The organism is Bartonella sp. CR127HXZ, from assembly GCF_042194555.1.
GTDB lineage: Bacteria > Pseudomonadota > Alphaproteobacteria > Rhizobiales > Rhizobiaceae > Bartonella > Bartonella grahamii.
On sequence record NZ_JBHIMZ010000001.1, the window covers coordinates 120,194 to 136,928 of the forward strand.

Consider the following 16,735-nt stretch of genomic DNA (forward strand, 5'->3'; position numbering starts at 1 on the left):
AAATTTTACAACGTATCTTCACTTGTGCATCTTCTTAAATAATAAAATCAAATAGATAGAATGGTATTTATTGAAGAACTTTTTTTTGTAAAACTCAATCATTTATAGTTATTTTATGCTCTTATACTTTGTAACAATTAAATCTGCTAAAATGAATATTGAAATGATACAGATCAAAATTCACACTGGAAGATTTGTAAGGTAATTTTATGGCATTGCGTGCGCAAATCTATACTTTGAATAATTTTTGTTTAGCTTAATTATTATTATAGATATTATATTTGTTCTATACAGTATGGTAACCTAACTTTTATCCATAGAAAACATACGACAGCCTGCTAAATGATGTGAAGCAGGCTGTAAAATATTCTTATTTTAAATAGAAAAAATAACTGAGTATCTTTGAATTATTTGCCTTTAAGTTTTCCTATTGCCCATCCGATTATCCCGCTAAATATGGCCATAATAGATCCAGTCAAGAATCCAAAACCCAAAGCTCCTGCTGTAGAAAAAACTCCTAACGTAATTGGTTCAAACACTTTCTCAAATTTTCCTTCAATGGCAGTTTCACTTTTTGCTCCATGAGTGAAACTTGGTACATAAAGAGTAGCTATATTGATAGCTTTTTTCTTTCCTTGTTCTATTAGAGAGACAGTTTCCCATTGAAAATCATTTTTCAAATGATTGGCATGAACATTTATAACTTGTGAAAGCAAAAAAGAAACTGCTATAAAAATATTTAATACGTAAGTTTTCAATACTTTAATCATAATTTATCACCAATACTTTTACTTTTATTTTACTCTGAATTGAATAGATGCATCGGCAGAATTAGTGCACATTAAGAGAAACAGAAGCATTTAAAGCTTTTTCATTCTTAATGTGCACTAATTCATTAGTTTTTTGTCATCAACAATGGATAAATACAGAATATATCCATAGTTTATATTTCGTATGAGAAGGTTTTATTCTGATAAGATTTCAATTTTAACGAGATTTAAAATACGATATTATTTTACCTATTATCCATCCTAAAAACATGCCTATCGTACTTGATGCATATCCAATTGCCATCCCAACACCAAAGGTTCCGAGTGTAAGAGGTTCAACGACCTTTTCAAATTTTCCTTCAATAGTAGGTTCATTATCCACTCCACGACTTAGAATGGGGCTATAGAGAGAAACGGTATGGACTGCATCCTGTTTTTTCTGCTCTATTGCAGAAACAAAAATATTTTCACGATGAGTATTATTTTGCAAATAGTTTGCATGCACATTTACAACCTGTGAAAGAAAAAAGGCAGACATAATGAAAATACTTAACATATGATTTTTAAACAATTTAATCATAATTTACCTCAAATATTTTATACTATTCAATATATATATGCGTAAATTTATACTTTGGATATTTGGATATAATCTACAACATTTATATTTTGTAGCAAGATAAGCTCCATTATGTAATTACTTACAATGAACAATAGCTTCATTATGAAGCTATTGTTCTAGAGTTCTAGACGAGGTTGAATTATTTGAACATCAACACTATGTCCTTTATCCAACTTATTATCGATCCTATAAAGCTCATTGCATATCCAGCAAACAATAGTCCCACTCCTACAGTCATAGGCTCAACGACCTTTTCAATTTTCCCTTCACCTGTTGTTCCATTTTCTGTTTGATAATTTACAGATGGAACATAGAAAGCAGTCGTAGAAACTACATCAGATTTCGCATACTTTACTTGTTCCATTGGGGAAACAGAAAGTTCCTCTTTTGGAGTATCGTTTTTCAAATAGTTTGCATTAACAGTTACAGTTTGTGAAATAAAAAAAGTGCTCGCTATAAAAGTGCTTAAGATATAATTTTTAAATATTTTGACCATAACTTTACCTCAAATATTTTTAAGTTATATATGTAAGAAAATATACATAATGTTTATATATCTCACACTATATATAATTTAGATATTTCAATATGTATTTTTAGTCAATAATAAAAATACATATAAAAATATAAATATAATTTTTTATAAACATTATTGTAAAAATGTAACAGTAATAATTACAAAAATATTTTTTAAAATTTTATGAAATATTTCGTTATGTGTTATATATAAATAACATGTGGTGATCGCATAATTTTTATAAAATGATATTAATATTATTTTTTTAAATACATTTATAGATACTAAAAATATACATTTCGCTCATAGTATAAAGTAGAGCTCGAATTGGATAGAGATAAATGATATTATCATTTTCTCGCCAATGTGAACAGCATATTACTGTGATGTAAAGCAGTGTATAGCAGAATATCAATTCAGAGACATTTATGAGTGCTGAAAGATCGGCATTAGATAATATTTTTCAACATTTTCTTCTTTCCAAACCGAAAAGCCACTTTTATTTTTAGAAAGGATGCCTTTCCTAAAGTTGGATTACTTTTGAAAAGATCTGATTTCATTGCTTATTTAAAAAATCTATACAAGTGCTTTCAGAAAATTTTGAGCAACTACAGGTATCTCTTTACGTTGTTCTATGTTTCATATTTATGTGCTTTTTTAAGAAATCCTTCTCAAGGTACTCAAGTCTATTTTGCAATTAATAGATATGATGATAAAGCCCCATAATATAAAATTCTTAGGGCATCAGAATCTTTGACGTTTATAAAGAAGAAAGATGTCCTGAATTACGCATTTACTAAAGTTATTATAAAAGAAGTAGCGAGAAGAGAAGGGCATTTGAGTAAAAATGCTTCTTACAAGAGTTTACAAACTGATATATTCAAGAGATTTTTTATAATAGATCTCGCCATACTGCCATTGCTTCTAAGACTTCTCCTAAATGAGCATGTTTTGCGATAACTGTTTCTGCTCCAGCTTCTGCAAGTGCATTGGAGTGGCCAAGATAGCTATGTGATCCTCCGGTAAAGCCGATGACACGCATGCCTGCTGCTATGGCTGCGTGTACACCATGAAGTGAATCTTCTATAACGATAGTGTTTTGGGGCTCTGCCTGTAATTGTTGTGCGGCAAAAAGGAAAACATCAGGGGCTGGTTTCGTTCTTTTTGTTCCAACTTCAGGTGCTGAAAATATTTTACCTTCAAAAAGGTCATAGAGATCAACCGTGGTGAGCATCTCTTTTATATCTACGCTTTTTGCATTAGAGCAGATACAGTAGGGATAGCGTGTTTGAATAATTTCTACGGCTTCTCTTACATCATCAATAGCCCGTAATTTAGTTTTTATTTGTGTACGAAAAATATTAGTCATCTGATCTATGAGATGAGCAGAAATTGGTTTTTCTGTTTCCTGTTCAACGTGTTTAAGAATATCGGGAAAGATAAGTCCTGCAAAACGCTCACTCAATTCTTCGGATGATATTTCATATCCTGTTTGTTTGAGCAATTGAGATCCAATTTTTGCTGCAAGATATTCAGAGTCGACGAGAACTCCGTCACAATCAAAAATAATAAGATCTATCTGAGGCATAAGATATTCCTTTACATGTTACGAGATGGACAACTTTTATGAAAACGATATTGAGAAGATCTTATTTCATAAAAATACGCTTTGAAAATGATTCTTAATTCTTTTACGAAATAAATGATATGGGAACAGTACATTGAAAAAAAGAAAAATAAGGTTTCATTCATATGAAAGTTTTTTTACTTAAAAAAACAAAAACAATTATCAATTTTGTAGAAATTTAACGATACGTTTACGCTATTTTGTAAATATGGATTGGTAATGCGGGCCTATAAACTATTTTGGTTGATTATAGGGCAAATTCAGTTAATTTTGTTGGGTTTTTCATGACAGTTATTCAGCTTCAAAAAGATTTTCTTCGTACTCCCTCACAGATGCCATGGCGCAATAAAATTTTTAAAGGAGATTGTGTTTCCGTTCTAGAAAAACTTCCAAAACATTCCGTTGATATGATTTTTGCGGACCCACCCTATAATTTGCAATTGGACGGAGCTTTATACCGTCCAGATCATTCGCTTGTTGATGCGGTTGATGATGCATGGGATCAGTTTGAGAGTTTTGCTGCGTATGATGCTTTTACCCGTGCATGGTTGCTTGCTTGTCGTCGTGTATTAAAACCCAACGGAACACTTTGGGTTATCGGATCTTACCATAATATTTTTCGAGTTGGGACGGCATTACAAGATTTAGGTTTTTGGATGCTTAATGATATTATTTGGCGCAAAAATAATCCGATGCCTAATTTTCGAGGGCGCCGTTTTCAAAATGCTCATGAGACGCTTATTTGGGCCGTGCGAGATCAAAAAGATAAAAAGTACACATTTAATTATGATGCCTTAAAAGCGGCCAATGAAGATCTACAAATGCGTTCAGATTGGCTTTTCCCTCTCTGCACTGGAGCTGAACGTTTAAAGGATGATTCAGGGCGTAAATTACATCCAACACAAAAACCGCAAGCGTTATTAGCGCGTATTATTATGGCTTCTAGTAAACCTGGTGATGTTATTCTTGATCCGTTTTTTGGTTCGGGAACAACAGGTGCTGTTGCCAAGCTTTTAGGGCGTGATTTTGTTGGGATTGAACGCGAGCAAGATTACATTGATGCAGCATGTGAGAGAATTGCAGCGGTTAAACCTTTAGCGCAACCAGAACTAGCGATTTTGGATAGAAAAAAAGCAGAACCGCGCGTAGCATTCAACAGTTTGCTTGAAGCAGGTTTACTCTATCCTGGAGAAGTTCTTTATGATCGTAAGAAGCAAGTGTCTGCTATTGTAAGAGCTGATGGTACGATTATGCATGGTGGTGAAGCGGGCTCAATTCACGCAATGGGAAGAAAGGCTCAAGATTCGCAGAGTTGTAATGGTTGGACATTTTGGTATTATGAGGAAAATGGACGGTTGAAGTCCATAGATCATTTAAGAATGATCATACGTTCACAAATGTTAAAAACGGGTGTTTTATGAACTAAGCTGATCGCTTCATTCTAGAGTGATCATCAATGTACCTGATCTTGATTGAGATGGACGTGAGGGCATTTTATGCCTTTCTTAGATGTTTTTTATTAACACACTAATCTCGCTTGTAAGCGGCAAGCGAGTATTTTTTGCTTCTTGTAGAAGAAATTAAAATGAGAAACTTTCACTCTATGTTCTGATTTTAGTTCCAAAACAGTAAAATTTTAATATAATCTTATAAAAATGAAATATCAAAATTAAAAGGCTCATTCAGAAGCTCAAAATTAAGTGCTTTTTTGAGGTAATATGTGCATCTATAAAGTGCGTAAAATGTATTGGTTTATCAAGATAATTTAGCGTTATTCATATTGAGTTCCCCCCGAATATCGTCAAATTTTCTTATTTCAGACCTGTTTCATATTGAATCAATAAAATTTACTTGCTTGCATGTCATAAGCGGGGTTGGCGTGTGAATAAAATTGTTAAAGAAAGAACTAAAAAGTACCTTTTATGAACCGTTTCAAGTGCCAAGGGTTGTTGTAGGGGACTGGTAAATATAATGATGGTGCTGACTTGCTCCTTCATAAGCAAAAAAGGATAGATTCTGAAATTTAAATCTAAGCTTTCTAAGCTTTTTTACCCCTCCTTAATTCTTATCTGTAGAAAAAATTGGTTATTTCATTTTTTTAAGTTTTTCTTTTACAGATTAATAAATGACTTAATAAATGATCGTTAGAGATACAAAAGTCTCCGTTAGAAAACATTTTTACGAATAGGGAAGGTTATTTAAATCTGAAAGAATTGGGAAGTGCTACGGAAATGGCTTTTTTCATAACAGTAGGTAGTGCTTCTTCGGCAAGATGTTGAATGTTACACCACCAACCATTTTCACAATTCATTTCATGAATATCCTCAGTATAGTAAACATCGAGTTTTAGAGAAAAGTGAGTAAAAACATGCGTAATTTGTCCTTTGAATTGCCAATTGGCAGTAAAGGGTGCATTTTGGAGCCCATTTTCGTTGTTTATGCCAATATTGTTAGGAATTTGGGTCATTCCACCAAGGAGCTTTTGCGTCTGTCGTTTTTCCAAATAAATTTGTCTCTTTTTATTAAGAGCCACAAAAGCAATACCTGTTTTTGAAGGGCGTTCTTTTTTAGGGGCTTTGACTGGAAAAGATTCCGGTTGTTGCGTCTTTGCTGCTTTACATAAACATTGAAGAGGGCAGGTATAACAAGATGGTTTGCGTGGAGTACAAACTGTTGCTCCTAAATCCATCATTGCTTGAGCAAAGTCACCAGGACGATTTAAAGCAGTAATTTTTTGTGTTTTTTCTTTAATTTCAACTTTTGCTTTTTGTAATATTGAAGTGATAGCAAAAAGGCGCGCTACCACACGTTCGACATTACCATCAACCACTGCTACAGGGTGATTAAAAGCAATTGAAGCAATGGCTGCGGCAGTATAATCTCCAATACCGGCTAGAGTTCGCAATTCTTTTACAGATTGTGGAAATTGTCCCGCGTAGTTTTCAACAAGCTGTTGCGCACATTTTTTAAGATTACGTGCGCGTGAATAATAACCAAGTCCAGCCCATGCTTTCATGATGTCATCTTGTGAGGCTTTTGCTAAAGAGGAAAGATCAGGCCATAGTTTCAGAAACTTTTTAAAATAAGGCTTAACTGTTTCAACGGTTGTTTGTTGAAGCATGATTTCAGAAAGCCAAACTTGATAAGGATCAGGACGGATACCTTGTTTTTGCTTTTCGGGGGTAATCCGCCATGGGAGATGTCTGTGATTTTGATCGTACCAAGCAAGGAGGTGCGAAGAAATTTCATACATGATTGTTTTCAAGCATAGGAAGATATAAAATGCAAAAGAAAAAATTATTTATTTTGTTGATCTTTCATAAATTGAGGAGGCAATAATTTTTAGATGAAACAAATGATTTTAATTTAGTAAGCGATTGAACAATGATCTAAAAATGAGAAAACAACTTAAAAAACATATCTTTTATTCTCTTTCTGAGACGGTATACAAAATACTTGATCCAGTTTTACGCAAACGGACAGGGCTTAATGTAGCGCTTATAGAACATTGGCCACAAATTGCGGGCTATGATATCAGTGAACATACAATGCCGCTTAAAATTATTTGGAAACGTCGTGCAGATCAAGATGATGTTTTTCAGCCAGCAACACTTGTTGTCGCATGTGAAGGATTTGCTGCGTTAAAATTGATGCATGAAACAGAGGAATTACTTCATAGAATTAACGGATTTTTTGGCTATATTGCTATTGATCGCATCAAGATTGAGCAAAGGAGTATGACGGTTTTTATGAATCACTTGCCTCTAAAATCGTCTTTGAGTGAACAAGACAAAAAATGCGTGGGAGAAATGCTTGAAGGAATTGAAGATAAAAGCTTGCGCCAATCACTTTATAAACTTGGCTGTTGCATTTTTTTGGAAAAAAATAATAAATAGCAAGATATTTTATATATTTTTCTTTAATATATGAGAAAGCGTTGGATTCTTATTCGTTAATAACAACAGAAAAGTATTATTTATGGTAAAATATCGTTCTTTTTTATCTTTCGGGATAATTTTTCTCTTCATAACGATTGTACAAAACAGTGTAACAGTTGCTTTAGCGCGTGATCCCAAACCAGTGGCAACTGTTGATATGGAAGAGATTCTCCAATCGGGTAAAGTAAAGGATCGCTTTGAGGGAGAGGCGGATGCACCAGTCGTCATTGTTGAGTATGCTTCGTTGACATGTACCCATTGTGCGCATTTTTATAATGATATACTTCCTCAAATTCGTAAAAAATATATCAAAACAGGAAAAGTAAAACTGATTTTCCGCGATTATGCTTTTGATCCTCGGGCAACAGCAGGTTTTATGTTGGCACAGTGTGCACCAGAAGATCGCTATTTTCCTTTAATAGAAGTTTTATTTCAAAAACAAAATGAATGGGCTTTCGGAAAAGATGCTCTAACACCATTGAAAAAAATTGGCTTAATGGCTGGTTTTACAGATGAAAGTTTTACTGCATGTTTGAAAAATCAAGCCATTTTAGATGAAGTGAATGCATCCTTTGAGCGTGGTAAAAAACTTGGTGTTACAGCAACGCCTACTTTCTTTATTAATGGTAGTAAATATGAAGGTGCCATGAAAGTAGAAGACTTTTTTTCGGTGATTGATAGTTTTCTTAAAAATGAATCTTAATCTTCCAGAAGATAGATAGTGATACTTTTAGTCATTATCGCTTTTGGAAGGATTAATATTATGCATTTATGAAGCAATATTTTTTGTTGAGCCGATTTTGAATCAAATCATTGCTTTTAAGTGAGCCTAGGTTGAATGATGTTTTGATGCTGATATGGGAGGATTTGTACAATGAAAAAATGGGTTTATAGTTTTGGAGATGGAAAGGCAGAAGGAAGTGCAAGTGAGCGTAATCTTCTCGGAGGTAAAGGGGCTAATTTGGCAGAAATGAGTAATCTTGGTTTGCCCGTACCACCCGGATTTACGCTGACAACAGAAGTTTGTAATTTTTATTATGCCCATGACAAATCATATCCAGAAGAGCTACAGGAATCTGTTAAGCAAGCACTAAGACGCATTGGTGAACAAACAGGACGTGAATTTGGGAGTGAGCAAAAGCCACTTTTGCTTTCTGTTCGTTCAGGTGCTAGAACTTCTATGCCAGGGATGATGGACACAGTGCTTAACCTTGGCATGAATGATGAGACTGTAAAAGCCATTGCTTTACAAGCTAATAATGAACGTTTTGCTTATGATAGTTATCGGCGTTTTATCCAAATGTATTCTAACGTTGTTTTGGGGTTAGATCATGCGTATTTTGAAGAAATTCTTGATGAAGCAAAAGTACGCAATGGTTACACTATTGATACAGAAATGACAGCAGGTGATTGGAAGAATATTATTACTTCTTATAAAGCATATGTTGAAGAAAAATTAGGAAAACCTTTTCCACAAAATCCTGAACAGCAGTTATGGGGAGCAATTGGAGCCGTTTTTTCAAGTTGGATGACAGCACGTGCAGTTACCTATCGCCGTTTACATAATATTCCTGAAAGTTGGGGAACGGCAGTTAATGTGCAAGCTATGGTTTTTGGCAACATGGGTGAAGATTCGGCAACAGGTGTTGCTTTTACACGCAATCCATCGACAGGGAAAAAAGAACTTTATGGTGAATTTTTAGTTAATGCGCAAGGGGAAGATGTTGTGGCGGGCATTCGAACACCTCAAAATATTACAGAAAATGCGCGTATTGTTGCTGGTTCAAATAGGCCGTCATTAGAAAAAATTATGCCTGAGGCTTTTTTGAAATTATGTCAGATAGCGCAGAAGCTTGAGCAGCATTATCGGGATATGCAAGATCTCGAATTTACCATTGAAAAAGGTAAATTATGGATGCTTCAGACTCGTTCAGGAAAACGCACGGCTCGTGCGGCTCTCAAGATAGCAATTGAAATGGTTGAAGAGGGGTTAATAAACCATGAAGAGGCTGTGATGCGTATTGATGCAAAGTCGCTGGACCAACTTTTGCATCCAACACTTGATCCCAAAGCAGAACGTTCTATTATAGGACGTGGTTTACCTGCTTCTCCTGGAGCCGCAACTGGTGAAATTGTTTTTACTTCAGAAGAGGCAGAAACGGTGTCGGCGGAAGGTCGCAAAGTTATTTTGGTCCGTGTAGAAACAAGCCCAGAAGATATCCATGGTATGCATGCTGCAGAAGGAATTTTAACAACGCGTGGCGGTATGACAAGTCACGCTGCTGTTGTTGCGCGGGGGATGGGGAAACCATGTATTTCTGGTGCTGGAAGTGTGCGGATTGATTATAACACAAATACGCTGTTTGCTTCAGGAGAAAGCTTTAAAAAAGGTGATATTATTACAATTGATGGTGGAAGTGGAGAAATTTTCAAAGGGAAAGTTGCAATGTTGCAACCTCAGCTTTGCGGAGACTTTGCAAAATTAATGGAATGGGCTGATGGAATGCGGCGTCTCAAAGTTCGCGCTAATGCTGATACACCATCTGATGCCCGTATGGGGCGTTCCTTTGGGGCTGAAGGTATAGGTCTTTGCCGTACGGAGCATATGTTTTTTTCTGATGAACGTATCGTTGCCATGCGTGAAATGATTTTAAGTCATGATGAAAATGGTCGTCGTAAAGCACTAGATAAGCTTTTGCCAATGCAGCGTTCAGATTTTAGTGAATTATTTGAAATTATGTGTGGTTTACCTGTTACTATCCGCTTGCTAGATCCACCATTACATGAATTTTTACCTAAAACGAAAACAGAAATTCTTGATGTTGCAACAGCTATGGGTGTTTCTGCTGAAGTGCTTGCTGAACGCGCTCAGCAGTTGCATGAATTTAATCCTATGCTTGGATTACGTGGATGCCGTTTAGCTATTACTTATCCTGAAATTGCAGAAATGCAAGCGCGGGCGATTTTTGAAGCAGCAGCAGAAGCTGCCCAAAAATCTGGATCTCCTGTTATGCTTGAAATTATGGTGCCACTTGTTGCGCTTAAATCTGAACTCGATTTTGTAAAAGCACGTATTGATCAGGTTGCTGAGGAAGTGATGAAAGAAAAGGGAAGCACTATTCAATATATGGTTGGGACGATGATTGAGCTTCCAAGGGCGGCGCTTCGAGCAGATGAAATTGCTGAAACTGCTGAATTTTTTTCATTTGGAACAAACGATTTGACACAAACCACTTTTGGGATTTCCCGTGATGATGCTGCTCCTTTTTTGGCAACCTATTTTCAAAAAGGTCTTTTAGAGCAAGATCCTTTCGTGTCTATTGACTGTGATGGAGTAGGAGAACTTATTACCATTGCTGCACAGCGTGGACGATCAAAGCGTGCAAAAATAAAATTAGGAATTTGCGGTGAACATGGAGGCGATCCGGCCTCTATTGCTTTATGCGAAGAAAATAACCTAGATTATGTTTCGTGTTCTCCTTTTCGAGTACCAATTGCTCGTTTAGCAGCAGCCCAGGCCGCAATAGCAAAAAGGATATAATGGGTTAATATTTTTTTGTTGTATAGTTATTACTGAAATAATTTTTTATATATTCTTTTATTTTCTTTAATAAAGGAAATAAAATTGCTTCTAAAATGCACGATAAGTTATGTTACGCGAGAAAGTGTATTTTTGAGAGGTTTATGAGAGAAAATATAAAGCAGGATAGACAAAGATGTATTATTAATACACTTTCTATTGACGAACCTCTTGATAGAGAGAAACGTGTTATTGTGCAGTCAATTTACACGTTTGCTTTTTTATAGGGTAATGGACTCCTCACGCAAAATAGAATGCTCCAAACAAATGCATTTTTTTTGCACATCATGCTGTTTGAGATAGACATCTCTCAGTGGATGCCCCATTTCACATTGACATTCGTGGAATGGGGATTATGTAAAACTCCCCGTAAGTTTATAAAAATCTTCCCAAAGTATATAAACTCTACTATGCGCTATCATCTTTACATTCCTGAAGGAATATCAAAGTTATACAATATGTTGATTTATAATGATAATTTTTTATTTCTCATATTGAACGAAAGCTGTAAATATCACAAGATTGTCTCATTTCAACTTCTTTGATAATGAATCAATTAAAACCATGTTTTTTGCATATTACAGGTGGAATTAGCGTCTATGGATAAAAAAATAAAGCAAGGATATGCTTCTTCAAGTGTCAAGAGCTGTCACAAATTGAAGGTAGGTAGTGTGTAATGGTGCCGGTTTGCTTCTTCACAAGCGTAAAGATGATAGCGCACAGAGAAGGCTGCTATTATTATTCACGGGCCGTTGTTGCGAAATGGGCTTGGGTGCTTTAGAAATGTTTTTTTAAGAAAGATCGTGAATGGCAATCCACGTATATTCCGTTTAGGACATTTTGTTTTACGTGAGGGGGGGCCCAAAAAGACGCGAGCTAAATAAAAGCATGAGGCAATAGGTAATCTCCATTATTTTAAAGACATTGCTTTAGATGTCTTTGAAAGTCGTAAAGCTAAATTAAAAGGAAATGGCAAAGATGAAAACTGGTTTCTACCCTTAAAATTTCATATTCTTCCCAAATTAGACTGTCTCTCTGTTTCAGAGATTATACAAACAGAGATGTGCAATGCTCTTGCCTCCATTTGGCATACAAAAGCTATAACAGTTGAGAAAGTACTAAACTGTCTTAACATTTGCTTCAAACATACTGCTGCGTTAGGTTTGGATGTTGATTTTTAGACGACACCAAAAGCACACGCTCTCTTAGAAAACAACGTCATAAAACACAAAACTTTCCAGCAATAGATTGGAGAGAAGTGCCGGTTTTTTATCAGACACTTTGCAAAACAACAAGCATAACACAACTAGCTTTACGTCTACTTATCCTTACAGGTGTTTGCACAAATTCTTTGCGTCATATTTATAAAGATCAAATTGACGATAAGATGTGGACAATTCGTGGCTCGAGAATATGAAAGGTTTACATGATACTACAATAAAATTTCGTGTCCTTTTATCATCAGAAGTAATAAAAATGCTAGAACAAGCGCGTTTGTTATTTTGCAATATTTCTTTTTCTGCAATTGGTTGTGGTTTTCTTACAGCAGATTGTATGGCGCAATATATAATGTGTAAGAAAACCATTCTGATTGATTGAATATAAGAGGGCTTGAGATGAAGGAATGTTTGGGGGGGGCATTAAACAAGCGAAAGATGAATTATCATTATAAATTAAGAGATTATTTTTATAGTATAGATGATTAGCCTCAATTTAATAAACCAATTTCGCGCATTTTCATTAAAATTGTGTGATTAATTTTACCTGTTACAGGAAGATCAAACATTTTTTGAAACTGTTTTAAGGCTTCTATCGTCTTTTGATCTTCTATTCCTGTGACAATAACCTCTTCATTCCCAAAAATATGTAAAGCTTTTTGCACTTGTATAATATCTTCGACAGAAGGCTCTGAAATAGCTTCTTTTAAGTGCGTCATATTTTTTGTTTCTATTTCGCTCTGCTTAATTAATATCGCAATTTCATCTGTTGTGGGATTAGATAGAGCATTCTTTTGCATTCTCTGAGCAGTTTGTTGTTTCCATAAAGTGATAGCTCGGCGTGTTTTAGGTCCTTCCAGTCCATCTAAAGGTCCATCATAAAGTCCTAATTTTACTAGTTCTTTTTGCTTTTCCAGAATGCTTGCTGATTGAGGAGGTAAAGGTGAATTTGTATGGTGATGACTTGGAGAATGTAGAGAAGTTACACGAGAGAGTTCTTGTGATTTTGCTTCTTTTTCCAATAAAGTAGAGCTCTTCCCTATACTTTGAACGGAGGAAAATTTCATTTGAGTTAAAATATTTTGATGCGTTGTCATTTGCGAAAATAAAGCATTAAATGAAATAAATAAAAAACTAATGCTAAAAAGAAGAGATCCAACAAAAAATAAAGTATTTTTTCGTGTATAGAAATAAAGAGTTTTTGCTATCCAAAAAATAAAATGAAAAATTATAAGAAGAAGTGTTATAACAATACTACTATAGTATTTACGGTGTTTTACAGTTTTTTTTCGGGTCGTCTTTCGTTTTGTTGTCATCATTTTTATTTTCAGTTGCGTTTATGTTTCACAAAGAAACGAATGCAAATTAGTTCTTACTTTTCGCTAGAGAGAAATGCATTTACATTATTGTTTTTTCCTTTCAAACTCCTAGAATAAGCAGCTTCATTCTATCAATGTATAAGTTGATCAATCAACAAGAGCTCTTATCAATTTTTATTAATTTCAGATTTTACAAATCTTTCAATATGTATAAAGAGAACATCGAATGATTAACGTTCAAGAGCATTTTAGTGTTTGCAAACTGCATTATCACATATAATCATCTCAATAATAATATCACGTTATTCTTCATTTTTGGCGCAGATGTTTGCCTATCATTTAAAAACAAGTTAGAGACTATTTTTCTATAACGTTAAAAAGATAAGAGTCATTATATTCTTTACAATTTACATATATAGGGTTACTTTTCTGTAAACGGTTTGGTGAGAATACTGGTCTCTTAAGGTTATTATATTTTGGTGGAGCTACTTTTGTATCAATTAAATTGATGTTTACAATGTTATAGAAAAACTTGTCTTGAGATCTTGAGATGGAGTTATAAGAGATGAAGCTATTGTTTGATCTTTTGATCGACATATTGATCATGTTGGTGATGTTCTAGTAAAAATTTTATAGATAATATAAATATTTTATCACTACTAGAGTCAGAATAACAGAGTCTGACTCTTTTTAGTCTTTTCAACTAAGCTAAGATGATGAACTATTATTTAAAATAAGTATGTACACAATATGGAAAAGAAATTGGACTCTGTGTTTAATCCTTATCTCATTGCTACACTTTCTTGTGGAATAAAAGATTATAAATGTGGGGGGTACATTTCTTAACTCTTATGCACGATCATGGTTATATCTCTCATTTTTTATCATGGTATGTTCATTAATATGATCAGCCTGTAAGTGTATAATTGGGATGTTAAATTTTTACTGAATAGACAATGTATCCCATTTTATACAGCGGCATTGTGCCATATTTATAAAAAAGCCAATGATATAGATCCAATAAATGAATACTCAATTTTATAAAAAACAAATTTTATAAATTGTTTATAAAGAAACAGTGTATAAAATGTTTCTTTTATTGTATTTACCACTGCGGTACATTGATTGCCCATGATACGTTTTTTAATCAAATTATCATTTTTTTTATTTTTTATTTTTGTCATTATTTCATTTTTTGTAGCAAATCCAACCAGTGACTATTCTTTTAGCCCCAAAAATAATGAGACAACAACGAGCGATGTGATTAGGTCATTTAAAGAAGCTTTAAATGACCTAGGAGCATTTTGTGACCGTAATATAGAAACCTGCAAAGTAGGAAAATCATTTTTAAGTTCACTTGGTGAACGCGCATATTACGGTGCAAGAGCTGCTTATGAATATTTAGGCAACATATTAGGGAACAACAATAATATCAGAGATTTCCCTTAATGTTTCTTGCAAAATCGCAATACAAGAGTTCTTACAAAACCATACAATGTTATCTTGAAATAAGGATTTTTAACGTTCTTCGTGTTATTTATGTTAGGAAGAATAAATATTTATTTTTTATAAGTGTATTTAAGAATGATTATTCAAACAAAACAGGACTAAAATAATGGCGGAAACAATCGGTAATATCATAGAGAACTTTTCGCTTTTGGATAATTGGGAAGACCGTTATCGTTATGTCATTGAGCTTGGCCATGAATTGCCACCTTTTCCGGAAAGCGCTCGAAACGATGCTCACAAAGTTCCTGGTTGTGTTAGCCAAGTGTGGCTTTTATCTTCACGTAATAACTCAGAAGATCCAATATTGACGTTTCAAGGTGATTCCGATGCTCATATTGTGCGTGGACTCATTTACATACTTCTTGCTTTTTATTCAGGCAAAAAAGCTTCTGAAATTCGCAATTCCGATGCTCAAGAGCTCTTTGAAAAACTTGGTTTAAATGAAAATCTTACACCACAACGATCAAATGGTCTGAAATCAATGATTAAACGGATTCGTAACGAAAGCTATGTATAATCCCCTTGATAGAAATTGCTATATATACAAAAGCTTCACACAAAACATGTATACTGAAATCAAATTTATACACGAAACCATTTTTTCGCAAAATAAGATTATTTAGTTTTTTTCCGTTTACTTTTGCGTCCAAGACCCATTTCTTTGGCCAAAGCTGATCGTGTTTTTGCATAATTAGGCGCCACCATAGGATAAGAACTATCTAACTGCCATTTTTCACGATACTCCTCTGGCAACATTCCATAATGTGTCATGAGATGACGCTTTAGAGATTTAAATTTTTTCCCATCTTCAAGGCAAATGAGATAATCAGGAAATACTGAACGCTTTGGATTAACGGCAGGCCTTTGTTTTTCAACTTCGACTTCTGTTAACTCTAAATTCCCTGCTTTACGAAAAGCAGCATGGACATCAGCAATTAAACTTGGCACTTCAGTCGGTCGAATAGAATTATTACTCACGTAGGCAGCAACAATATCAGCAACCAATGTAATAACTAAATTGCTTTCAGTCTCTAAGACTGCACGATGTTCCATTCTTGTTTCCTTTAATTTAAAATTGAGTAATTCAAAATCGAGATATAGTGCATATACTCATGATATAAAGATCTCATGCACATGAACTTCATATTGTACAAAAATCTTTTTTGTCAATTCAATTATTCTATAAAATTGCCAAAACACAAAAAAATCAAATAAATACCTCTTTTTTGTCATAATATAAAATAAGAAAAACGAAATTATTACATGCTAAAATATATTTTTATCCTATAACATATCATACATAACATACAATACATCACAAATATAAAAAAATATAGGATAAAATTTATTTATTTTTTTTGAGAACGTAAAAATAAAATTACTAATTATAAAAATATAATATATAAATTAGTATTTTTTATTTTGAATACTTATAATTTAGTAATTTTATTTTTCTAAATTTTAAATTTATTTTTATTATTTATATTTATTAAATTTAATAATAAATAACGTACTATATTATAAATAAGACACAATAGCATTACTTATAATATAAAACTATTCATTAAAACGACATAGAATATTTTTATGTTTTATACATTAATAAAAATACTTTAAATATAGTTATTAATTTCTA

General features: G+C 33.8%; 14 protein-coding genes. 7 read left to right on the forward strand and 7 right to left on the reverse strand.

Translation table 11 applies throughout. The annotated features are described in order from the left end of the window. Window positions 1-407: 407 nt before the first annotated feature. The 4 genes from ACFIKY_RS00490 to ACFIKY_RS00505 all read right to left on the reverse strand — a co-directional run bounded on the left by ACFIKY_RS00490 (window position 408) and on the right by ACFIKY_RS00505 (window position 3,497). Entirely contained in the window at window positions 408-770 is a 363-nt protein-coding gene (locus ACFIKY_RS00490; RefSeq protein ID WP_375635760.1) for a hypothetical protein, read from the reverse strand. Between the two features lie 217 nt (window positions 771-987). After that, window positions 988-1,350, reverse strand: coding sequence for a hypothetical protein (locus ACFIKY_RS00495; protein ID WP_375635759.1), 363 nt, complete (start codon window positions 1,348-1,350; stop codon window positions 988-990). A gap of 181 nt (window positions 1,351-1,531) precedes the next feature. Next, window positions 1,532-1,888 carry a hypothetical protein gene (locus ACFIKY_RS00500; protein ID WP_375644573.1) on the reverse strand — a complete coding sequence of 119 codons (357 nt, stop codon included), beginning with the start codon at window positions 1,886-1,888 and terminating at the stop codon, window positions 1,532-1,534. A gap of 913 nt (window positions 1,889-2,801) precedes the next feature. Beyond that, window positions 2,802-3,497 carry an HAD family hydrolase gene (locus tag ACFIKY_RS00505; RefSeq protein WP_375635757.1) on the reverse strand — a complete coding sequence of 232 codons (696 nt, stop codon included), beginning with the start codon at window positions 3,495-3,497 and terminating at the stop codon, window positions 2,802-2,804. Window positions 3,498-3,868: 371 nt separating this feature from the next. Between ACFIKY_RS00505 and ACFIKY_RS00510 the strand changes: the two genes are divergently transcribed. Beyond that, complete coding sequence (locus tag ACFIKY_RS00510) at window positions 3,869-4,957, forward strand: site-specific DNA-methyltransferase (RefSeq protein ID WP_372440009.1); 1,089 nt, start codon at window positions 3,869-3,871, stop codon at window positions 4,955-4,957. Between the two features lie 773 nt (window positions 4,958-5,730). On the opposite strand, the gene mutY is transcribed toward ACFIKY_RS00510, so the two are convergent. Continuing rightward, entirely contained in the window at window positions 5,731-6,789 is a 1,059-nt protein-coding gene (mutY, locus tag ACFIKY_RS00515) for an A/G-specific adenine glycosylase (protein ID WP_375635756.1), read from the reverse strand. 142 nt (window positions 6,790-6,931) lie between these two features. Here mutY and ACFIKY_RS00520 point away from each other — a divergent pair, with 142 nt between their 5' ends. The 4 genes from ACFIKY_RS00520 (at window position 6,932) to ACFIKY_RS00535 (ending at window position 12,653) form a co-directional block, all read left to right on the forward strand. Beyond that, window positions 6,932-7,432, forward strand: coding sequence for a DUF721 domain-containing protein (locus ACFIKY_RS00520; protein WP_375635755.1), 501 nt, complete (start codon window positions 6,932-6,934; stop codon window positions 7,430-7,432). Window positions 7,433-7,514: 82 nt separating this feature from the next. Continuing rightward, a complete protein-coding gene (locus ACFIKY_RS00525; RefSeq protein WP_375635754.1) occupies window positions 7,515-8,177 on the forward strand; it encodes a DsbA family protein in 663 nt (220 codons plus the stop codon). A 171-nt stretch (window positions 8,178-8,348) separates the two neighbouring features. Continuing rightward, complete coding sequence (gene ppdK / locus ACFIKY_RS00530; protein ID WP_375635753.1) at window positions 8,349-11,015, forward strand: pyruvate, phosphate dikinase; 2,667 nt, start codon at window positions 8,349-8,351, stop codon at window positions 11,013-11,015. Window positions 11,016-12,467: 1,452 nt separating this feature from the next. Next, window positions 12,468-12,653 carry a hypothetical protein gene (locus ACFIKY_RS00535; RefSeq protein ID WP_375635752.1) on the forward strand — a complete coding sequence of 62 codons (186 nt, stop codon included), beginning with the start codon at window positions 12,468-12,470 and terminating at the stop codon, window positions 12,651-12,653. Between the two features lie 109 nt (window positions 12,654-12,762). On the opposite strand, the gene ACFIKY_RS00540 is transcribed toward ACFIKY_RS00535, so the two are convergent. Beyond that, window positions 12,763-13,587, reverse strand: coding sequence for a peptidoglycan-binding protein (locus ACFIKY_RS00540; RefSeq protein ID WP_375635837.1), 825 nt, complete (start codon window positions 13,585-13,587; stop codon window positions 12,763-12,765). A gap of 1,134 nt (window positions 13,588-14,721) precedes the next feature. On the opposite strand from ACFIKY_RS00540, the gene ACFIKY_RS00545 reads away from it, so the two are divergent. Both ACFIKY_RS00545 and ACFIKY_RS00550 read left to right on the forward strand, forming a co-directional pair. After that, the gene (locus tag ACFIKY_RS00545; RefSeq protein WP_375635751.1) at window positions 14,722-15,039 is read left to right on the forward strand and encodes a DUF5330 domain-containing protein; all 318 of its coding nucleotides are present in this window, start codon (window positions 14,722-14,724) and stop codon (window positions 15,037-15,039) included. 166 nt (window positions 15,040-15,205) lie between these two features. Further along, window positions 15,206-15,616: a SufE family protein gene (locus tag ACFIKY_RS00550; RefSeq protein WP_012754847.1), complete on the forward strand. Its 411-nt coding sequence runs from the start codon at window positions 15,206-15,208 to the stop codon at window positions 15,614-15,616. A gap of 98 nt (window positions 15,617-15,714) precedes the next feature. Here ACFIKY_RS00550 and ACFIKY_RS00555 read toward each other — a convergent pair whose 3' ends face one another. Next, window positions 15,715-16,152: a MucR family transcriptional regulator gene (locus ACFIKY_RS00555; protein ID WP_012754848.1), complete on the reverse strand. Its 438-nt coding sequence runs from the start codon at window positions 16,150-16,152 to the stop codon at window positions 15,715-15,717. Window positions 16,153-16,735: the final 583 nt, after the last annotated feature.